The sequence below is a fragment of the Rhizobium giardinii bv. giardinii H152 genome, from assembly GCF_000379605.1.
In the GTDB taxonomy this organism is placed as follows: Bacteria; Pseudomonadota; Alphaproteobacteria; order Rhizobiales; family Rhizobiaceae; genus Pararhizobium; species Pararhizobium giardinii.
In genome coordinates, this window is the sequence record NZ_KB902579.1 from 523,019 (window position 1) to 544,118 (window position 21,100).

Annotated in this window: 18 protein-coding genes and 1 tRNA gene; 13 read left to right on the forward strand and 6 right to left on the reverse strand. The window is 61.4% G+C overall.

Annotated features, from left to right (window positions below):
* Window positions 1-2 precede the first annotated feature (2 nt).
* Entirely contained in the window at window positions 3-2,924 is a 2,922-nt protein-coding gene (gene uvrA / locus A3AY_RS0106070) for an excinuclease ABC subunit UvrA (RefSeq protein ID WP_018324801.1), read from the reverse strand.
* 268 nt (window positions 2,925-3,192) lie between these two features.
* Between uvrA and A3AY_RS0106075 the strand changes: the two genes are divergently transcribed.
* Window positions 3,193-3,708, forward strand: a complete 516-nt coding sequence (locus tag A3AY_RS0106075; protein ID WP_018324802.1) for a single-stranded DNA-binding protein — start codon at window positions 3,193-3,195, stop codon at window positions 3,706-3,708.
* A 76-nt stretch (window positions 3,709-3,784) separates the two neighbouring features.
* Here A3AY_RS0106075 and A3AY_RS0106080 read toward each other — a convergent pair whose 3' ends face one another.
* Window positions 3,785-4,414, reverse strand: a complete 630-nt coding sequence (locus A3AY_RS0106080) for a MarC family protein (protein ID WP_018324803.1) — start codon at window positions 4,412-4,414, stop codon at window positions 3,785-3,787.
* 233 nt (window positions 4,415-4,647) lie between these two features.
* Between A3AY_RS0106080 and gyrA the strand changes: the two genes are divergently transcribed.
* From gyrA to tgt, 10 genes are all read left to right on the forward strand, one after another.
* Window positions 4,648-7,428 (forward strand): DNA gyrase subunit A, encoded by a 2,781-nt coding sequence (gyrA, locus tag A3AY_RS0106085; protein ID WP_026203162.1) that lies wholly within the window; start codon window positions 4,648-4,650, stop codon window positions 7,426-7,428.
* A 151-nt stretch (window positions 7,429-7,579) separates the two neighbouring features.
* Complete coding sequence (locus tag A3AY_RS0106090; RefSeq protein ID WP_018324805.1) at window positions 7,580-9,073, forward strand: FAD-binding oxidoreductase; 1,494 nt, start codon at window positions 7,580-7,582, stop codon at window positions 9,071-9,073.
* 11 nt (window positions 9,074-9,084) lie between these two features.
* On the forward strand, window positions 9,085-9,495 hold the full coding sequence (locus A3AY_RS0106095; protein ID WP_018324806.1) for a DUF4383 domain-containing protein: 411 nt from the start codon (window positions 9,085-9,087) through the stop codon (window positions 9,493-9,495).
* Complete coding sequence (locus A3AY_RS0106100) at window positions 9,495-10,571, forward strand: hypothetical protein (RefSeq protein WP_018324807.1); 1,077 nt, start codon at window positions 9,495-9,497, stop codon at window positions 10,569-10,571. The genes A3AY_RS0106095 and A3AY_RS0106100 overlap by 1 nt, the downstream gene beginning before the upstream one ends.
* 13 nt (window positions 10,572-10,584) lie before the next feature.
* Window positions 10,585-11,025, forward strand: a complete 441-nt coding sequence (locus A3AY_RS40015) for a hypothetical protein (protein WP_018324808.1) — start codon at window positions 10,585-10,587, stop codon at window positions 11,023-11,025.
* A 439-nt stretch (window positions 11,026-11,464) separates the two neighbouring features.
* A complete protein-coding gene (gene coaD, locus A3AY_RS0106115; RefSeq protein WP_018324810.1) occupies window positions 11,465-11,959 on the forward strand; it encodes a pantetheine-phosphate adenylyltransferase in 495 nt (164 codons plus the stop codon).
* Window positions 11,960-11,991: 32 nt separating this feature from the next.
* Entirely contained in the window at window positions 11,992-12,561 is a 570-nt protein-coding gene (locus tag A3AY_RS0106120) for a peptidylprolyl isomerase (protein ID WP_018324811.1), read from the forward strand.
* Between the two features lie 26 nt (window positions 12,562-12,587).
* Window positions 12,588-13,097, forward strand: a complete 510-nt coding sequence (locus A3AY_RS0106125) for a peptidylprolyl isomerase (protein WP_018324812.1) — start codon at window positions 12,588-12,590, stop codon at window positions 13,095-13,097.
* A gap of 79 nt (window positions 13,098-13,176) precedes the next feature.
* Entirely contained in the window at window positions 13,177-14,262 is a 1,086-nt protein-coding gene (gene queA / locus A3AY_RS0106130; protein WP_018324813.1) for a tRNA preQ1(34) S-adenosylmethionine ribosyltransferase-isomerase QueA, read from the forward strand.
* On the forward strand, window positions 14,259-15,398 hold the full coding sequence (tgt, locus tag A3AY_RS0106135; RefSeq protein ID WP_018324814.1) for a tRNA guanosine(34) transglycosylase Tgt: 1,140 nt from the start codon (window positions 14,259-14,261) through the stop codon (window positions 15,396-15,398). Before queA ends, tgt begins: the two co-directional genes overlap by 4 nt.
* 12 nt (window positions 15,399-15,410) lie before the next feature.
* On the opposite strand, the gene A3AY_RS0106140 is transcribed toward tgt, so the two are convergent.
* Complete coding sequence (locus tag A3AY_RS0106140) at window positions 15,411-15,830, reverse strand: DUF4864 domain-containing protein (RefSeq protein ID WP_018324815.1); 420 nt, start codon at window positions 15,828-15,830, stop codon at window positions 15,411-15,413.
* A gap of 802 nt (window positions 15,831-16,632) precedes the next feature.
* On the opposite strand from A3AY_RS0106140, the gene A3AY_RS0106150 reads away from it, so the two are divergent.
* Together A3AY_RS0106150 and A3AY_RS0106155 are read left to right on the forward strand one after the other, a co-directional pair.
* A tRNA-Glu gene (locus tag A3AY_RS0106150) sits at window positions 16,633-16,707 on the forward strand.
* A 181-nt stretch (window positions 16,708-16,888) separates the two neighbouring features.
* Window positions 16,889-17,833, forward strand: a complete 945-nt coding sequence (locus tag A3AY_RS0106155) for a phosphoribosylaminoimidazolesuccinocarboxamide synthase (protein ID WP_026203164.1) — start codon at window positions 16,889-16,891, stop codon at window positions 17,831-17,833.
* Here the strand turns inward: A3AY_RS0106155 and A3AY_RS0106160 are convergent.
* The 3 genes from A3AY_RS0106160 to metG are packed head-to-tail and all read right to left on the reverse strand — an operon-like array spanning window position 17,826 to window position 21,004.
* The gene (locus A3AY_RS0106160) at window positions 17,826-18,662 is read right to left on the reverse strand and encodes an MBL fold metallo-hydrolase (RefSeq protein ID WP_018324818.1); all 837 of its coding nucleotides are present in this window, start codon (window positions 18,660-18,662) and stop codon (window positions 17,826-17,828) included. The genes A3AY_RS0106155 and A3AY_RS0106160 overlap by 8 nt on opposite strands.
* Before the next feature lies 1 nt (window position 18,663).
* Window positions 18,664-19,443, reverse strand: a complete 780-nt coding sequence (locus A3AY_RS0106165) for a TatD family hydrolase (protein ID WP_018324819.1) — start codon at window positions 19,441-19,443, stop codon at window positions 18,664-18,666.
* A 10-nt stretch (window positions 19,444-19,453) separates the two neighbouring features.
* On the reverse strand, window positions 19,454-21,004 hold the full coding sequence (metG, locus tag A3AY_RS0106170; protein WP_018324820.1) for a methionine--tRNA ligase: 1,551 nt from the start codon (window positions 21,002-21,004) through the stop codon (window positions 19,454-19,456).
* Window positions 21,005-21,100 lie beyond the last annotated feature (96 nt).

A 21,100-nucleotide genomic window follows, 5' to 3' on the forward strand; every position in this document is an offset into this window, starting at 1 on the left:
TTTTACTCCGCCGCTTCGGCCTTGCGAAGCGGACGCCGTTCCAGAAGTTCCTTCAGGAACGCGCCGGTATGGGAGCGCTTTTCCTTGACGATATCTTCCGGTGTTCCCGCTGCAATGACTTCGCCGCCGCCGTCGCCGCCTTCGGGTCCGAAATCGATCACCCAGTCGGCGGTCTTGATGACTTCCAGATTATGCTCGATGACGACAACCGAATTGCCCTGGTTGACGAGTTCATGCAGAACTTCAAGAAGCTTCGCTACATCGTGGAAATGCAAGCCAGTTGTTGGTTCGTCCAGAATATAGAGCGTGCGCCCGGTCGAGCGCTTGGACAGCTCCTTGGCAAGCTTGACGCGCTGTGCCTCGCCGCCCGAGAGCGTGTTGGCCTGCTGACCGACCTTGATGTAGCCGAGGCCGACCTGATTGAGCGTGACCAGCTTGTCGCGCACCGCCGGGACGGCGGCGAAGAACTCGACGCCTTCCTCGACCGTCATGTCGAGCACGTCGGCGATCGATTTGCCCTTGAAATGCACGTCCAGCGTCTCGCGATTGTAGCGTTTGCCGTGGCAGACGTCGCAGGTGACATAGACATCCGGCAGGAAGTGCATCTCGATCTTGATGACGCCGTCGCCCTGGCAGGCCTCGCAACGGCCGCCCTTGACGTTGAAGGAGAAACGACCGGGCTGGTAGCCGCGCGCCTTCGCTTCCGGCAGGCCGGCGAACCAGTCGCGGATCGGGGTGAAGGCGCCGGTATAGGTCGCCGGATTCGAGCGCGGCGTGCGGCCGATCGGCGACTGATCGATGTCGATCACCTTGTCGATGTGCTCGAAACCGTCGATCCGGTCGTGCTCGGCCGGATTCTCGCGCGCGCCCATGATGCGCCGTGCGGCCGCCTTGTAGAGCGTCTCGATCAGGAAGGTCGACTTGCCGCCGCCTGAAACGCCGGTGACCGCGGTGAAGATGCCGAGCGGGATCGAGGCGGTGATGTTCTTCAGATTGTTGGCGCGGGCGCCGACAACGGTGATTTCCTTTTTCTTCTTCAGCTTGCGCCGCTCCGACGGCACGGCGACCGAAAGCTCGCCGGAAAGATATCGCCCGGTCAGCGAATTCGGATTGGCGATGATGTCGGACGGCGCACCCTGGGCGACCACCTCGCCGCCGTGGATACCGGCGGCGGGTCCGATATCGACGACATAGTCCGAGGTCAGGATCGCATCCTCGTCGTGTTCGACGACGATCACCGTGTTGCCGATGTCGCGCAGATGCCGAAGCGTCTCGAGCAGCCGGGCATTGTCGCGCTGATGCAGGCCGATCGACGGTTCGTCGAGGACGTAGAGCACGCCGGTCAGGCCGGAGCCGATCTGCGATGCCAGCCGGATACGCTGGCTTTCGCCGCCCGACAGCGTGCCGGAATTGCGCGAGAGGCTGAGATATTCCAGGCCGACATCGTTGAGGAAGCGCAGCCGCTCGCGGATCTCCTTCAGGATGCGGACGGCGATCTCGTTCTGCTTGGCATTCATGTGGCCCGGCAAGGCGTCGAACCAGTCGCGGGCAACGCGGATCGACATGTCGGTCACCTCGCCGATATGCAGCTTGTCGATCTTTACCGCCAACGCTTCCGGTTTCAGGCGGAAACCGTTACAGGCCGGGCAGGGGGCCGCCGACATGTAGCGCTCGATCTCCTCGCGTGCCCAGGCGCTGTCGGTCTCCTTCCACCGCCGCTCCAGGTTGGGCACGATGCCCTCGAAGGTCTTCGTGGTGTTGTAGGATCGGGCGCCGTCCTCGTAGTGAAAGCTGATCTTTTCCTCGGTGCCCTGCAGGATCGCATGCCGGGCTTCGTCGGACAGATCGCTCCATTTGCTTGACAGCTTGAAGCCAAACGCCTTGCCGAGGGCTTCGAGCGTCTGATTGTAGTAGGGCGACGAGGACTTCGCCCAAGGGGCGATGGCGCCATTCTTCAGCGTCCGATCGGGTTCGGGGACGATCAGCGCCTCGTCGATCTTCTGCTGGCTGCCGAGACCATCGCAGGTCGGGCAGGCGCCGAAGGGATTGTTGAACGAGAACAACCGCGGCTCGATCTCCGAAATGGTAAATCCGGATACGGGGCACGCAAATTTTTCGGAAAAGAGCACGCGCTCATGCGTCTCGTTCAGCGATTTGTTGGCCGAGCCGCCTGCAGACGTCTCTTCCGGCGGCAGCGGCTTGTCGGCAAATTCGGCGATGGCCAGGCCGTCGGCGAGCGTCAGGCAGGTTTCGAGACTGTCGGCCAGGCGCGCCGTCAGGTCGGGACGCACGACGACGCGGTCGACGACGACGTCGATATCGTGCTTGTACTTCTTGTCGAGTGCCGGTGCCTCGGCAATCTCGTAGAACTGCCCGTCGATCTTGACGCGCTGAAAGCCCTTCTTCATCAGTTCGGCGAGCTCTTTCTTGTACTCGCCCTTCCGCCCGCGCACGATCGGCGCCAGGATATAGAGCCGCGTCCCTTCGCCGAAATCGACGATCCGGTCGACCATCTGGCTGACCGTCTGGCTTTCGATCGGCAGGCCGGTGGCCGGCGAATAGGGCACCCCGACGCGGGCAAACAGGAGGCGCATGTAGTCGTAGATTTCGGTGACGGTTCCGACCGTCGAGCGCGGGTTGCGCGAGGTCGTCTTCTGCTCGATCGAGATCGCCGGCGACAGCCCGTCGATCTGGTCGACATCCGGCTTCTGCATCATCTCGAGGAATTGGCGGGCATAGGCCGAAAGGCTCTCGACGTAGCGGCGCTGACCTTCCGCATAGATCGTGTCGAAAGCGAGCGACGATTTCCCGGAGCCGGACAGGCCGGTCATGACGATCAGCTTGTTGCGCGGCAAATCGAGGTCAATGCCCTTCAGATTGTGCTCGCGCGCGCCGCGAATGGAAATAGTCTTGTGTTCGCTCATCGTGTCCAGCTTTGTAAATCCGGTGAATGCTCCTATTTAAGTACGGCACGGCGCATGTCGAGGCGCAATCCGAAAAACAGGCGGGCTTTCCCGAGTCAGTTGACACGATATTACGAATTTACTAGAACAAATAAAGAACAAAATTCGAAATCTGTTGTGGATGACGCGGTGCGAAGGGGCGTATGGTGGGCTGGCAGCCGCTAAGATGCGCGCTTGAGAATTTTGGTGGCCGGGCTGCGATGCCGGGCGGGATAACAGGAAAAGCAAGATGGCGGGTAGTGTCAACAAGGTGATTTTGATCGGCAACCTCGGGGCGGACCCGGAAATCCGGCGCACGCAGGACGGCCGGCCGATCGCCAACCTGCGGATTGCAACCTCGGAAAGCTGGCGCGACCGCAATACGGGCGAGCGCAAGGAAAAGACGGAGTGGCACACCGTCGTGATCTTCAACGAAGGGCTCTGCAAGGTTGCCGAGCAATATCTGAAGAAGGGCTCGACGGTCTATATCGAAGGCCAGTTGCAGACCCGCAAATGGCAGGACCAGAATGGTCAGGATCGCTATTCGACGGAAGTTGTCCTGCAGGGCTTCAACTCGACGCTGACGATGCTCGGCGGGCGTGGCGACGCTGGTTCCGGCGCCGGTCGAAGCGGCTCGGATTTCGGTGGCCCAAGCTCCGGCGGTTACGGCGACGACTACGATCGCCCTGCATCGGCGCCGGCCGGCCGCTCGAGTGGCGGCGGCGGAAACTTTTCGCGCGACATGGATGACGACATTCCGTTCTGATCCGGCGCGTCACAATACAGAAGAGGCTCGGGAAGCCGGGCCTTTTTGCTGGTGAGCGTTCGGCGATGCGGGCGTGTCAAAGCGCCATGGCTGACTTCACGCCATCGACGACGAACTGAACCGCGAGCGCGGCGAGGATGACGCCGAGCAGCCGGGTCAGGATGGCGCGGCCGGTGACGCCGAGGAAGCGGTCGATGCGTTCGGCGATGACGAGGGCGGCGAAGAGCAGGGCAAGACAAAAGGCGATGACGAGGATGAGTTGTGCCCGGTCGATGGTGGCTGAGAAGGATCCGGACAAAAGGATCGTCGCCGAGATCGCGCCGGGGCCGGCAATCAGCGGCAGTGCCAGCGGAAACACCGCAATATTGTGAATGTGGTCGCGGGTGATGGCGGCTTCGCCGGTCTTTTCCTTCCGCTCGTTTCGTTTCTCGAAGATCATCTCGAAGGCAATCCAGAAGAGCAGAAGGCCGCCGGCGATCCGGAACGCGCCGATCGAAATGCCGAGCAGTCCAAGGATGCCGTTGCCAAAGAGGGCGAAGGCGGAGAGAATGAAGAACGCAATCAGCGTGCCGCGTCGCGCCACAAGGAACCGTTCGTGGCGGCTCATGCCCGTGGTCAGGCTGAGGAAGATCGGCGCAAGGCCAGGCGGATCGATGGTGACCAGAATGGTGGTCAGCGCATTGATCAAGAGATCGATGTGAGACATGCGTTTTCCCCGTCGCGGCTTTGTTTATGATGGCCGTCCTGCGGATTGTTAGGCGAGCGGGCCGGCGAAGGAAAGAGCCGTTTCGGACCGTTCCTTCGCTTTTGCCTTGCAAATGCCACGCATAGCGCCGAAGAGCCGAAAAGGCTGTTTAAAACCCGGCCCCGAAATTGGCGCTCGCCAATGCATTCGGCTATAAAAATCTTTCTGATTCTGAACAAAGATCGTGATCGAAATTGACTGAACAAACCACACCCGGCGGCGGCAAGAATCCACCAGGCATCGAGCCTATTTCCATCATGGAGGAAATGCAGCGGTCGTACCTCGATTACGCCATGAGCGTCATCGTCAGCCGCGCGCTTCCCGATGTCCGCGATGGTCTGAAGCCGGTTCACCGCCGCATCCTCTGGGGGATGAGCGAGCTCGGCATCGACTGGAACAAGAAATACGTCAAATGCGCCCGCGTCACCGGTGACGTGATGGGTAAATACCATCCGCACGGCAACATGGCGATTTACGACGCCCTGGCGCGCATGGCGCAGCCTTGGTCGCTGCGCCTGCCGCTGATCGACGGCCAGGGCAATTTCGGCTCGATCGACGGCGATCCGCCGGCGGCCGAACGTTATACGGAGTGCCGGCTGCAGAAGGCGGCGCACGCGCTGCTCGATGACCTCGACAAGGAAACCGTCGATTTCCGCGACAACTACGACGGTACGCTGCACGAGCCTTCGGTCGTGCCGGCCAAGTTCCCGAACCTGCTGGTCAACGGGGCAGGCGGCATCGCCGTCGGCATGGCGACCAACATTCCGCCGCACAACCTCGCCGAAGTCATCAACGGCTGCATCGCGCTGATCGATGAACCGGCGCTCGAATTGCCGCAGCTGATGGAGATCATCCCGGGACCGGACTTCCCGACCGGCGCCTTCATTCTCGGCCGCTCCGGCATTCGCTCGGCTTACGAGACCGGCCGCGGCTCGGTCATCATGCGCGGCCGCGCCACCATCGAGCCGATGCGCGGCGACCGCGAGCAGATCATCATCACCGAAGTTCCCTACCAGGTGAACAAGGCGACGATGATCGAGAAGATGGCCGAACTGGTCAAGGACAAGCGCATCGAGGGCATATCCGACCTGCGCGACGAATCCGACCGGCAGGGCTACCGCGTCGTCGTCGAGCTGAAGCGCGATGCCAATGCCGAGGTCATCCTCAACCAGCTTTATCGCTACACGCCGCTGCAGACCTCCTTCGGCTGCAACATGGTGGCGCTGAACGGCGGCAAGCCGGAGCAGATGACGCTCCTCGACATGCTGCGCGCCTTCGTCGCCTTCCGTGAAGAGGTGGTCAGCCGGCGCACGAAGTACCTGTTGCGCAAGGCGCGCGAACGCGCCCATGTTTTGGTCGGTCTCGCGATCGCGGTCGCCAATATCGACGAGATCATCAAGCTGATCCGCGAAGCGCCGGATCCGCAGACGGCGCGCGAGCAGTTGATGACGCGCCGCTGGCCTGCCTCCGATGTCGAGAGCCTGATCCGGCTGATCGACGATCCGCGCCACCGGATCAACGACGACCTGACCTACAACCTGTCGGAAGAGCAGGCGAGGGCGATCCTCGAACTCCGTCTCGCCCGCCTGACGGCGCTGGGTCGTGACGAAATCGGCGATGAGCTGAACAAGATCGGCGCCGAGATCAGCGACTACCTCGATATCCTCTCCTCACGCGTCCGCATCATGACGATCGTCAAGGACGAGCTTATAGCCGTGCGGGACGAGTTCGGCACGCCGCGCCGCACCGAGATCGTCGAAGGCGGTCCGGAGATGGACGACGAGGACCTGATCGCCCAGGAAGACATGGTCATTACCGTATCGCATCTCGGCTACATCAAGCGCGTGCCGCTGACGACCTACCGGGCGCAGCGCCGCGGCGGCAAGGGCCGCTCCGGCATGGCGACGCGCGACGAGGATTTCGTGACGAGGCTGTTCGTCGCCAATACGCATACGCCGATCCTTTTCTTCTCCTCGCGTGGCATCGTCTACAAGGAGAAGGTCTGGCGTCTGCCGATCGGCACGCCGCAGTCGCGTGGCAAGGCGCTGATCAACATGCTGCCGCTCGAAACAGGCGAGCGCATCACGACCATCATGCCGCTGCCCGAGGACGAGAGCACCTGGGAAAACCTCGATGTGATGTTCTCCACCACACGCGGCACGGTCCGGCGCAACAAGCTGTCGGATTTCATCCAGGTCAACCGCAACGGCAAGATCGCCATGAAACTCGAGGAGGAGGGCGATGAAATCCTCTCCGTCGAGACCTGCACCGATCAGGATGACGTGCTTCTCACGACGGCTCTCGGCCAGTGCATCCGCTTCCCGGTCGATGACGTGCGCGTCTTTGCCGGCCGCAATTCGATCGGCGTCCGCGGCATCTCGCTCGGGGAAAACGACCGGATCATCTCGATGACGATCGTCGGGCATGTCGATGCCGAGCCGTGGGAGCGCGCCGCCTATCTGAAGCGCGCTGCAGCAGAACGGCGTGCGACAACCGGCGAGGATGAGGAAATCGCTCTGGTCGGCGAAGAGGTTGCGGACGGTGGCGAGCTTTCCAACGAGCGCTACGAGGAACTGAAGGCGCGCGAACAGTTCGTGCTGACGGTTTCGGTCAAGGGCTTCGGCAAGCGGTCGTCCACCTACGACTTCCGCACCTCCGGCCGCGGCGGCAAGGGCATCCGCGCCACGGACACCTCGAAGACGGGCGAAATCGGTGAACTCGTTGCAGCCTTCCCGGTCGAAGACAACGACCAGATCATGCTGGTGTCGGATGGCGGCCAGCTGATCCGCGTGCCGGTGGGCGGCATCCGGCTTGCCAGCCGCGCGACCAAGGGTGTGACGATCTTCTCCACGGCCAAGGACGAGAAGGTCGTCTCCGTCGAGCGGATCAGCGAGCCTGAAGCCGACGAGGAAGACGAGGGCGCCAACGGCGCGGGCGTCCCCGAGGGCGATACGCCGGCCGCAACGGAGGAATAATCGTTCCTCCATCCTGCAAAGATCAGACCGGGCGATCCTGTCGCCCGGTTTTGCTTTGCCGTTGAATTTGTTCGTCCACGAATTAATCCTGTTGCTGCACCGTTACAGACGTGATTCCCAAAGGGTGACGGGTGCATGGGGGCGGAGATTGATGGGGCATTTGACACGGCGCACGCTGTTGGCCGGAGCATCCGCGGGTCTGGGCGTTTACGCCGGGCGCACCGTTTTTGCTCCGACAAGCGCCACAGGTCCGGTTTTTCCTGCGCAAGCACGGACCGAAAGCGGCGGCATTCTCCTCAATGATGCCAGCGAGTTGTCGCCGACACCGGTTGCAAGGCATATGACCGTCACCGCCGACCCGGGAGCTGACGCTGTTGAAAAGATCCGGACATTGATGGCCGAGGCGCAAGCTGCGCGCCGCCCCTTCATTGCCAGCGCCGCGCGTCATTCCATGGGTGGCCAGAGCCTTGCGAAAAACGGTTCGGTGCTGACGCTGGAGCAGCAATGGCTGGAAGCCGATCCGGCATCAAAGACCTATCGGGTTGCGGCCGGCACGCGCTGGTCGACGGTCATTGCCAAGCTTGACGCGATCGGCTTCTCACCGGCCGTGATGCAGTCGAACAATGATTTCGGCGTTGCCAGCACCTATTGCGTCAATGCGCATGGCTGGCCGGTGCGCTTCAGCGGCTGTGGCAGCACCGTGCGGTCGCTGAAGATGCTGCTGGCGGACGGCACGCATGTGACGTGCTCTCGACACGAGAACGTCGAACTCTTCCGGCACGCCATGGGCGGCTACGGCCTTTTTGGCGTGATCACCGAGCTCGAACTCGACATGGTGCCGAACCGTCGTCTCGAGCCGCGCTTTAAGTACGTTTCCGGCGTCGATCTCGGCACGCGGTTTGCCGAGATGCTGGACAGCGATCCGTCGGTCCAGATGGCCTATGGCCGGCTGGATGTCTCGCTCGATCGGTTTTTCGAGGACGGTCTGCTGATTGCCTATCGGCCGACTGCCGACCAGTCCGATCTTACCGCGGCGACCGGTTCAGGCTTTGTCAGCCGTGTCGCCCGCGAAATCTTCCGCCGGCAGGTCGGGTCGGACGGCATGAAGCATATGCGCTGGTGGACCGAGACCTCGCTCGGCCCCTCTATTGCCGGGGCGTCCACGCGCAACAGCCTGATGAACGAGCCCGTCGTCACCCTCGATGATCTCGATCCGTTGCGCACCGACATCCTTCACGAATATTTCGTGGCGCCGTCCCGGTTTGCCGAGTTCGTGGCGCTGTGCCGCGACGTCATCCCGGCCTCCTTCCAGCAATTGCTGAATGTCACGTTGCGCTACGTCGATACCGACCGCGACAGCGTGCTTGCCTACGCGACCGAGCCGCGCATCGCGGCCGTGATGCTGTTTTCCCAGGAAAAGACCGTACGCGGCGAGGCGGACATGGCGCGCATGACGCGGGACCTGATCGAGCGGGTGCTGGCCATCGGCGGCACCTATTACCTGCCTTATCGTCCGCATGCGTCGATCGATCAGCTTGTTCGCGCCTATCCGCGCGCCGCTTCCTTTGCCGCCAGCAAGCGCGTGTTCGACAAGGACCTTCTTTTCCGCAATCATTTATGGGACGCCTATCTCGCCCGACTTTGAAAGGATCCCGCGTGGGGACATTACGCATCATCGCCGCCGCCTATGCCATCGCGCTTCTCGGGGCCGCGTCGCTGAACTACATCCCCGGATTGACCGACGATCAGGGCAGGGCCTTCGGCATTTTCGCTCTCGACATCTACGATGATAGCCTGCATGTCGCATCTGCCGCGTGGGCCGCGATCGCCGCCTGGCTTTCAAGTCGCGTAGCGCGCAGCTTCCTGCTTTATTTCGGCATCCTTTATTTCGGCGATGGTCTTCTCGGACTGATCACCGGTTCCGGCTATCTCGATCTCGGCATCATCAACTATGGTATTCAGGATCTACCCTTCGGCTTCAAGATCCTCGCCAACCTGCCGCATCTGGCTCTGGGAGGGTTCGCCGCCTTCTCCGCGATTGCATTCGGCAAGCAGGCGAGGGCGTGATGCGCGCGGTTTGGAAGCTCCTCAAATGGAGCGTCGCGGCGATGCTGCTGCTGGTCGTGCTGCTCTTGAGCCCCGTCTCCTATATCGAGGCCTTCTGTCACGGTGAAAGGACGGAACAAGCCTATACGCCGCTCATCACGGATGCTGCCTTTCACCGGCGCGAAGCCAACACCTTCCTGAGTTATCCGGAATGGCACATCGTCTATGCCTATGACGGATTGGCGCAAACGCTGAAGACCGGCGATGAATATGCTTTCGACTATTTCTCGAGCGTCAAGGGCTTCTGGACGTCGGCCTGCGCACTGACGAAGGTTGCCGACGCGCATGGCGGCGCCGATTCCGCCACGCGCATGACGATCCATACCATCGGCGTCAGCTTTACGCTCGAAATGGCGCTCAAGGCGGCTTACGAGGAAACGATCGGCCGCCTGACGGCGATGCTGCGCGGCGAGAAGAAAACCCCGCAGGACCAGGTGGCTGCCGGAATGGCCGTCGACTACGCCGCCTTCCTGCGCCAGACTCCCTGGTACAAATATCCATTCGACAGCCAGGTAAGAAAACTCGACGAGGCGCCGGACACCGATCCACTGCGCAGCCGGGAGCGCCGCTTTGCCCTGGGAACGGAATGGTGGGCAAAAACGCTATACGCCGGGTTGATCGCCGATGCCGTCGCCGGCACCACTGGGGTAGCACAGCTTGAAATCCGCAGCGTTGTCGGTGGTTTGACCTCAAGCGAACTGGCGAAGATGCCGTGGGTGAAAGTAATCGGTGAAAATGGCGGCGGCGTCGAAATAGAAACGCCGCGCTATGACCTGTTCACCAGGATCCTGGTCGAGATCGCGCAGAAAGGTGGCGCAATCCGCGAGATCGCCGGCAATGACGATATCATGGTTTCGGTCACAGAGAAGCCCGACCAGCCGCTGGCTGGCCTGCCGGGCACCGTTGTTGCCCGCATCCGGCGGGATGGATTTGACGGCAGCCGATTGCTGCTCGCGCTCAAGGTCAACGCACTGGCGACATTGCTGCGCAACGTCCCCATGGCCGATCCCGGTGTGGAACACGTCTTTGATTACTAGGGCTGCCAGGCTCGTGGCGACGGCGATCGCCATCGTCCTTCTCTGGTATGGTGCGATGGCGGCGGTGTTTCGTGTGACCGAGCAGGCGCCTGGCGCTCTGGTGCCGTTTCCCGATCGCCATCTTGCCGCCGGGCAGCTGCCGGCGGGCATCACGATCCTGAAATGGAATAGCTATTTTGCCGTCGTTGCCAGCGATGAGGCGGGTTATGTCGGCAGGCTTTACGCGGCAGGTGTTCCCGTCGTGTTTCCAGCAAGAAGCGGCGGCTGTCTCAGCTACCGCGGAACGAATAACCCCGCTCAGGGCAAAGAAAAACCGGACTGGCAGGGGAACCGTCCGGTTTTCAATTCAGCGGCACTGGAGGTATCCGCTGTGGTGGGTAAGCTTTCACTGCATCAGACGCCGAATCCGCCAACGTTCCGGCTGCTGTCCTTCATGGCAACCCGGTCACGCTGAAGATCGAGAATGGTTCGGGCGAAGTCGACGAGGAATACGATACTGATCACTGCCGATATGAGCATCATCGTGATAGCCATGGCGAAACTCCCTATTTCGTCAGACGATCACGCAAGGCGTCTGCGCGCTCTATCCGTACTTCGTTTCTGATTGCGTTTGCGGTTGCAAACAGCATGGCGAAAAACATGATCATCGAAAGAAGTAGAACAAGTGCCATAGCCGTGATCCTTTCAGTTCAGTAACGGCCGCATTTTAAAAAAGTTCCATTCGTAGCTGTTCAGATACTCGATCCCGTCTGAAGCAGCCTTGAACGTTACATTCATTTAGTATTCATCCGGACCGTCCGCTGTTTCCGGGGGAACACCCGCTTCGCCGCTTGCGGCCTCCCTTGCGATTGTGCGCGGTCCGTGACAAAAGGCTTCGAAATGGAAACAGCGCGATGATCACAGCTTTTTATCCCGGCTCCTTCGATCCCATGACGAACGGACATCTCGACGTGCTTGTCCAATCGCTGAACGTGGCGCCGAAAGTGATCGTCGCGATCGGTATTCATCCCGGCAAGGCGCCGCTGTTTACCTTTGACGAGCGGGCCGATCTCATCCGTCAGTCGCTAGGCGAGTTCCTTCCCGAGAGAGCGAGCGATATCTCGATCGTTTCGTTCGACAATCTGGTGGTCGATGCGGCGCGGCAGCACGGTGCTTCGCTGCTGGTCCGCGGCCTGCGCGACGGCACCGATCTCGACTATGAAATGCAGATGGCGGGCATGAACCGGCAGATGGCACCCGACATCCAGACCCTGTTTCTACCGGCCGGCACGGCCTCGCGGCCCATTACCGCCACATTGGTCCGCCAGATCGCAGCCATGGGCGGCGATGTCAGCGCCTTCGTGCCCAAGGCGGTTCACCGGGCCCTGAGCGCCAAACGCAAGCCCTGACGCGTTTATTCATTTCTATCACGGGAGCTATCATGAAAATCCTCCACCTCGCCTTCGCAGGCGCCGTTGCCCTTGCATCGCTGACCGGCAATGCCTTTGCCCAGGCCAAGGAATACCTCACCATCCAGCTCAAGGACGGTCCGGTGGTGATCGAACTTCTGCCGGAGGTCGCACCGAAGCACGTTGCCCGCATCAAGGAACTGGCGCAGGCCGGCGAATACAACAACGTCGCCTTCCACCGCGTCATCAACGGCTTCATGGCCCAGACCGGCGACGTCCAGTACGGCAACATGGAGAAGGACTTCAAACCGGAGATGGCCGGTATGGGCGGCTCGTCCAAGCCGGATATCGAAGCCGAGTTCTCCCAGCTTCCCTTCGATCGCGGCACGGTCGGCATGGCCCGCAGCCAGGATCCGAACTCCGCCAATTCGCAGTTCTTCATCATGTTCGCGCCCGGCTCCTTCCTGAACGGCCAGTACACGGTCGTCGGAAAGGTCGTCGAGGGCATGGAGAATGTCGACAAGATCAAGATGGGCGACGAGGCCAACAACGGTTCCGTCACCGATCCCGACCGCATGATCAGCGTCAAGGTCGGCAAGTAAACTGAGTTCCAACAAGGAGAAATGCCATGACCGAGATCAAGGATCCGGAAAACACCATCATCATGGAAACCACTCAAGGGCAGGTTGTCATCCAGCTTCTGCCGGACCTGGCACCCGGCCACGTCGCCCGCATCAAGGAACTGTGCGCCGAAGGCGCCTATGACGGCGTGGTGTTCCACCGCGTCATCAACGATTTCATGGCGCAGACGGGCGACGTGCAGTACGGCAAGAAGGGCAGCGAGAGCTTCAACCCGGCCCGCGCCGGCATGGGCGGTTCGTCCAAACCCGACCTCAAGGCGGAGTTTTCCAACACGTCGCACGTTCGCGGCACGTGCTCCATGGCCCGCAGCCAGATGCCGAACTCGGCCAATTCGCAGTTCTTCATCTGCTTCGCCGACAGCCCATGGCTCAACAAGCAGTATTCCGTCTGGGGCCAGGTCATCTCCGGCATGGAAAATGTCGACAAGATCAAGCGCGGCGAGCCGGTCAAGGATCCCGACAGCATCGTTTCGATGAAACTTGCCGCCAACGCCTGATCTAGGCTAATGCAACAACCCGTCCCGGATCGCCAAAACAGGGCGCCGGGGCGGGTTTGCCGTTTAAAGAAGACTGTTGATGCGCGTCGACCTGTTCGATTTCGATCTGCCCGAGGAAAATATTGCGCTCAGGCCCGCAAGCCCGCGCGACAGCGCGCGCATGCTCGTCGTTCAGCCGCAGAGGCAGGAACCTCTGTCCGATCATGGTGTGCTGGACTTGCCGTTCTTCCTGCGCCAGGGCGACGCGCTGGTCTTCAACGATACGAAGGTCATTCCGGCTCAATTGGAAGGGCTGCGCCGGCGCGGCGAGGATGTCGTGACCGAAGTCTCCCTGACGCTCCACATGCGCACGGCGCCCGATCGCTGGAAGGCCTTTGCGCGGCCCGCCAGGAGATTGAAACCCGGTGACCGCATCGCGTTCGGCCATGGCTCCAACACCTGTATGTTGGGCTCGCTCGACGCGACCGTCGAGGAAAAGGGTGAGGCCGGCGAGGTGACATTGCGTTTCGATCTGTCCGGTCCTGCGCTCGACGAAGCGATCCTCGCCGTCGGCCACGTTCCGCTGCCGCCCTATATCGCCTCCAAGCGCCCGGAGGATGAGAGGGACCGCACGGACTACCAGACGGTCTATGCGCGCGAGCAGGGCGCCGTCGCAGCACCCACGGCGGGTCTGCACTTCACCGACCGGCTGTTTGCCGCCCTGGACGCGATCGGCGTCGAGCGTCACTTCGTCACGCTGCATGTCGGGGCAGGCACCTTCCTGCCGATGAAGGTCGATGACACGGACGATCACGTCATGCACGAGGAAATCGGCCATGTCGCCGCCGGCGTGGCCGAGCGATTGAATGCGGTGAAGGCGAGGGGCGGGCGCATCGTCTGCGTCGGCACGACGTCACTGCGGCTGGTCGAAAGTGCTGCCCGTGAAAATGGCGAGATCGCGCCGTGGTCGGGGCCGACCGGCATCTTCATCACGCCCGGCTACCGCTTCCGCGCCGTCGATGTGCTGATGACCAATTTCCACCTGCCGAAATCGACGCTCTTCATGCTCGTCTCGGCCTTCAGCGGCCTTGAGACGATGCGGCGCGCCTATGCCCACGCCATCGACCATGGCTATCGCTTCTATTCCTACGGCGATTCCAGCCTGCTTTTCCGGGATAATCCATGACCGAGACGTTTCAGTTCAATCTTCTGGCCACCGATGGCAAGGCTCGCCGCGGCACGGTTTCGATGCCGCGGGGCGAGATCCGCACGCCCGCCTTCATGCCGGTCGGCACGGTCGGTACCGTCAAGGCGATGTATCTCGACCAGGTGCGCGATCTTGGCGCCGACATCATCCTTGGCAACACCTACCATCTGATGTTGCGGCCGGGGGCGGAGCGCGTCGCCAGGCTCGGCGGCCTGCACGAGCTGATCCGGTGGCCCTATCCGATCCTCACCGATTCGGGCGGTTTCCAGGTCATGTCGCTCTCTGGTCTGCGCAAGCTCGACGAAAAGGGCGTCACCTTCAAGAGCCATGTCGATGGCTCGCTGCACCACATGTCGCCGGAGCGCTCCATTGAAATCCAGGGGTTGCTCGGCAGCGATATCCAGATGCAACTCGACGAATGCGTCCGTCTGCCGGCCGAGCCGAAGGAAATCGAGCGGGCGATGGAAATGTCGTTCCGCTGGGCCGAGCGCTGCAAGGCCGCCTTTGGCGATCAACCGGGCAAGGCGATGTTCGGCATCGTTCAGGGCGGAGACATCCCGTCGCTGCGCGAGCGTTCGGCAGAGGCGCTGTCGGGGCTTGGTCTCAAGGGCTATGCCATCGGCGGCCTTGCCGTCGGCGAGCCGCAGGCGGTGATGCTTGACATGATCGACACGACCTGCCCACATCTGCCGACGGAGAAACCACGTTATCTGATGGGCGTCGGCACGCCGGACGACATCCTGAAATCGGTCGCGCGGGGCATCGACATGTTCGACTGCGTCATGCCGACCCGGTCTGGTCGTCACGGTCTCGCCTTCACCCGCCACGGCCGCATCAACATCCGCAACGCCCGCCACGCCGAGGACATGCGGCCGCTGGATGACCAGTCTTCCTGCCCGGCGTCGCGCGACTACTCGCGGGCCTACCTGCATCACCTTGTCCGTTCGAACGAGTCGCTTGGCGGCATGCTTCTGACCTGGAACAACCTGTCCTACTATCAGGATCTGATGGCAGGCATCCGCCGGGCGATCGAGCAGGGACGCTATGCCGATTTCATCGCCGAGACGCAGGACGCCTGGGCGCGGGGCGAGGCCGAAGCCAAGCAGGCCGCCTGAGGTGCGGATTGATTAAATTTCGGGGCCGGGGGCCTGCTGCAGCATCTGTACGCCGTTGATCTTGTAGCTGCCGTCCGGCTGCTTGACGAGGACGTACAGCGCCGTCCAGTCCTTGCCATCCGGTCCCGAGATCAATACTTCCTGCACCACCGTATCGCCTTCGACCTTGCTGCGTCCGAAGGCGAAATTGCCCGGCCGGTAGACGGGGGCATAGCCGCGCTTCACCATGTCGAAGAAGATGCTCTTGTCGGGAAATTTTCCCTTGATCTGCGGCGAGGCGAAGGAATAGGCCGTCTCCGCGTCATCGCTGAGGAACGCCTCGATCTGGCTCTGGATGATCGACTGGGCCGTATCGACCGGCTCCGCCGCCCGGGCCATCGGTGCAAAGGTCAACAGGACTGCAATGCATGCACAGGCTTTCAACGGGATCATCGACCGGTCTCCTTGCTGATGACGAACATGCTACGCTGATCGAGCCGCGACGGTTTCCCGTTCAATTTTCAATTTTCCCGGCCATAATGCTATTTAATTAAACAGATTCCGATTGTTACGAAGAAGATCTAATATTTTGAACTAGGTATCAACTGTCCGTGATCCCCGGCAAAGACGGCTAGAGACCAGGCTTTGGCTTTCAGTCCACCCAGGGCACCGCCGCGTGAAGCCCGACTTGTCAGAAGGCATGAAAGCGCTCGGCAGGATGCGCGCCGCAGCGTGGTCGCTCCGTCGCCATCATGGAGTTATGGACCGGGACCGGATTCCGGAAGATCGTGATCCTGGAACGTACCGCGTTTAAGCTCGCGACAGATCGTCGAGCGATGGCAACCGCGTTGACGGGCCACTTCCTGGATCTGGAGATTATGCGCGATAAGGCGATGAAGACGCCGCCAATCGGCGAGGGTCGGTTGCTGATAGCGCCGTCACATTCCAAAATCTCCAAGGGAACCCGTTGAAAACATTGGCATGTCGCACTTCATCCTTGAACCCACCCGGCTACATATCGAAGTGGGATAAGATAGATTATGGAACTTTATTGTCTTGCTGTTTTCATGTGTGCGTGCGGTACATTGCCGGTGTAAAACTGCCGTCCGCTTGCAAAGCGCTCGTTTATGCGTTGGGCTACCCGACCACTTATCCTGGCTGACCGTTTTGCGGTCTATAGTGTCTATTCTTCTCTTTTGTTGTATGTTGCTGAATGTCAGTCGATGTGACAACGCTTAGCTGCCGATTGCCCCGAGCGCCCATCGTCTAGTGGTCAGGACGCCGCCCTCTCACGGCGGCAACACGGGTTCGAGTCCCGTTGGGCGTACCAAAGGCAATGCTGTCGCCGCAGCGAACGATCCGGGCGCGCCTACGGTTTGTCGAACAGCGAAGCGCACCCGCATCTCATTCGGAAGGTCGAATTGTTGCGGCCTCCGCTTGACCATCGCCGTCCCCAAGGCTTAAGCGACACCTATCTCAACCGTCAGCGAAAGACCGACCCGATGAGCGATTTGCGCATTCTTTCAGACGCTTTCATTCCCGAATTGCCGGGACGCTACAAGGGCAAGGTTCGCGAGAACTACGATCTGCCGGATGGCCGCCGGATCATCATTGCGACAGATCGGCTGAGCGCCTTTGACGTCATCCTGACTTCGATTCCGTTCAAGGGCCAGGTGCTGACGCAGACGGCGCGCTACTGGTTCGAGGAAACGGCCGATATCTGCCCGAACCACGTCATCGACTATCCGGATCCCAACGTCGTCGTCGGCACGACGCTCGATATCCTGCCGGTCGAAATTGTCGTGCGCGGCTATCTTGCCGGCACGACCAGCACGTCGATCCTGACCAAATACCGCAATGGCGAACGCGAGATGTACGGCATGCGGCTGCCGGACGGCCTGAAGGACAACGAGAAGCTTCCGCAGCCGATCATCACGCCGACCAGCAAGGCCTTCGACGGCGGCCATGACGAGCCGTTGTCCGCCGCTGACATCCTGTCGCAGAAACTGCTGACGCCGGAACAATGGGAAACCGTATCCCGCTACGCGCTGGCGCTGTTTCAGCGCGGCCAGGAGCGCGCCGCCGAACGTGGCCTCATTCTCGTCGATACCAAATATGAATTCGGCACCGACAAGGACGGCCGCATCGTTCTTGCCGACGAGATCCACACGCCCGACAGCAGCCGTTACTGGATTGCCGAGAGCTACGCGGAGAGCTTTGCCTCCGGCGCGCGGCCGAGGAGCTTCGACAAGGATTTCGTCCGTGCCTGGGTGACCGAACGTTGCGATCCCTACAAGGACCCGATCCCGGAAATTCCAGCCGAGCTCGTCGAACAGACGTCGAAAGTCTATATCGAGGCTTACGAGACGATCACCGGCCAGCGTTTCGTGGCGGATCTTTCCGGCGCCACCGTTCTCGATCGTATCCGGCGCAACCTGCAGCCTTATTTCAGCTGATCGGCCCGGCCCCGTCGGCCACGTCGAATTCAAACCGCATCCCGTCATAGGCCGGCTCGACGTGATCCGGCGTCTCGCGCATCAGCGTCTCGTAGTCGAGCGGCGTATGCATGTGGGTCAGCGCGGCGCGTTTCGGGGCGAAGCGTTCGATCCAGCCAAGCGACTGTTCGACCGACAGGTGGCTTGGGTGGAACTTGTATTGCAAGGTGTCGATCACCAGCGTGTCGAGCCCCGACATCTTGGCGATCGTATCCTCGGGGAAACCGCTGACATCGCTGCAATAGGCAAAATCGCCGATGCGAAAACCGAGGGACACGATGCTGCCGTGGTGCTGCAGCAGAGGCTGAAAAGCGATCGCACCACCGGCGCCGGTGATCGTGATTTCCGGCAGGGACGGATCGATGATCTGCGCCTCGACAATCGGCGGATAGCTGCTGCCGGGCGGTGTTTCGAGGCAGTAGCGAAAGGCCTCGCGAATGCGGTCCAGCGTTGCCGCATCGCTCCAGATCGGCATGCGCTTGCCGGTGTGTTGGACGTAGCCGCGCAGGTCGTCGATACCGTGGATATGGTCGGCATGCGCATGGCTGTAGAACACGGCATCCACATTCTCGACCTTTGCCGCGATCATATGTGCGCGGAAATCCGGTCCCGTATCGATGACAACGGCTGTCGTTCCGCCGTCTGGACCAATCTGCTGCACAAGCAAGGACGCGCGCGTGCGGCGGTTTTTGGGATTGGCCGGGTCGCAGGCACCCCAGTCGCCATTGATGCGCGGTACGCCCGGAGACGAGCCGCAGCCGAGAATGGTGAAAACCCGCCTCGCCGCCACGTCAGAGCCTCGGCATCTTCGAGAAAACGCGCAACGCGTTTTCGGTGGTGATCGTCGCGATCTCCGCCGTCGAAACGCCGATCGTCTCGGCCAGGACCTGCGCCGTATGGGCGACATAGGCGGGCTCGTTGCGCTTGCCTCGGAACGGCTTCGGCGCCAGATAGGGTGCGTCGGTTTCGACGATCATCCGGTCGTGCGGCACGGTCTTGGCGATCTCGCGCAGTTCTTCCGATTTCGGAAAGGTCAGGATACCGGAGAAGGAAACATAGCCGCCGAGCTCGACGCCGACACGCGCCAGGTCCGGCCCGGAAGAAAAGCAATGGAGCAGAAAAGGGAAGGACCCGTTCCCTATTTCCTCGGTCAGGATCGCTGCCATGTCCTCGTCCGCCGAGCGGCTATGGATCACCAGCGGCAGGCCGGTTTCGCGCGCGGCGGCAATATGGCGGCGCAGGCCGATCGCCTGCGCATCGCGCGGCGCATTGTCGTAGAAATAATCGAGCCCGGCCTCGCCGATCGCCACGACCTTGGGATGCGCCGAAAGTCGCACCAGGTCTGCCGTCTCGATATCCAGTTCCTCGTCGGCGTTGTGCGGATGCGTGCCGACCGAGCAGAACACATTGGCATAGCTTTCCGCAATGCCAAGGATCGTCTCGAACTTCTTCACACGCGTCGAAATGGTGATCATCTGGCCGACGCCTGCCGCGCCGGCGCGCTCGATGATCGCGTCGCGCTCGGCCTCGAAATCCGGAAAATCCAGATGGCAATGGGTATCGATCAGCATTCGAGCGTCCTTACGCTTCCGGCGCGACGTAGCGCGGGAACACCGGCTTCGGCGCCTCCAGAGCCGTTCCGGCGACCAGACGCCCCGCTTCGCCGAGTGACGCGAAACCGCGCTTGTCGGGCGCAACGGCAACGAGGTCGAGCAGCTTTTCAGCCGATTCCGGCATGAACGGCTGCAGCAGGATGGCAATTTGGCGCACGACGTCGGCCGTGACATAAAGCACGGTCGCCATGCGGGCCGGATCGGTCTTCTTCAACGCCCACGGTTCCTGGCTTGCGAAATAGCGGTCGGCCTCCGACACCACCGCAATGATCGAGGTCAGCGCCCGATGGATCATCAGCGCGTTCATGTCGTCGCGCGTCGAGGCATGCAGCGCGTCCGCCGAAGCCAGCATCGCCTTGTCCTCTTCGGTCAGCGGTCCGCATTCGGGGATCTGCCCGTCGCAATTCTTGACGATCATCGACAGCGAACGGCTGGCAAGGTTGCCGATGCCGTTGGCGAGGTCGGAGTTGATCCGGGTCGCGATCCCCTCCTCGCTGTAGCTGCCGTCCTGGCCGAAGGAGACTTCGCGCAGGAAGAAATAGCGGATCTGGTCGAGGCCGAAATGCTCGACCAGATTGAAGGGATCGACGACATTGCCGAGCGACTTCGACATCTTCTCGCCCTTGTTGAGCAGGAAGCCATGCGCAAAGACCTTCTTCGGCAAGGGCAGGCCGGCCGACATCAGGAAGGCTGGCCAGTAGACCGCGTGAAAGCGAATGATGTCCTTGCCGATCATGTGGATGTTCGCCGGCCAGTATTTCGCCCGCGGCCCTTCCGGATCGGTGAGGTAGCCGGTCGCGGTGATGTAGTTTGTGAGCGCATCGACCCAGACATACATGACATGGCCTGGATCGTTCGGAACCGGAATACCCCAGTCGAACGTCGTGCGCGACATGGAGAGATCCTTGAGGCCGGATTTCACGAAGGAAATCACCTCGTTGCGGCGCTCGGCGGGGCCGATGAAATCCGGATTTTCCTCGTAGTGTTTCAAGAGCTTTTCCTGATAGGCGGAAAGCTTGAAGAAGTAGCTCGCCTCTTCCACCCATTCGACCGGCGTCCCTTGAGGCCCATAGCGAACGCCGTCGGCGCGCAGTTCGGTCTCGCCTTCCTGGTAGTAGGCCTCGTCGCGCACCGAATACCAGCCGGAATAGCTGTCCTTGTAGAGGTCGCCCGCCTCGCCCATGCGCATCCAGATATTCTTTACCGCCTCGTGGTGACGCTTCTCGGTGGTGCGAATGAAATCGTCGTTTGAGGCGTTGAGGAGAACCGCCATCTTCTGGAATTCGGCGGAGTTGCGGTCAGCCAGTTCCTGGGCCGAGATGCCTTCCTTGCGGGCCGTCTGCTGCATCTTCTGGCCGTGTTCGTCCGTACCCGTCAGGAAGAAAACGTCGCGCCCGTCCAGCCGCTGGTAGCGGGCCATCGCATCCGTCGCAATCAACTCGTAGGCGTGGCCGATATGCGGCTTGCCATTCGGGTAGGAAATCGCGGTGGTGATGTAAAACGGGGACGTGTCGGTCATGATCGGGTTTCGGCCTGTGTCTGATCTTTTGGTGTCTGGCTATTAGCGCATCCCATGGCCGGATGAAACAGTGCGCCCTCAGAAAAGCTGCCCGCG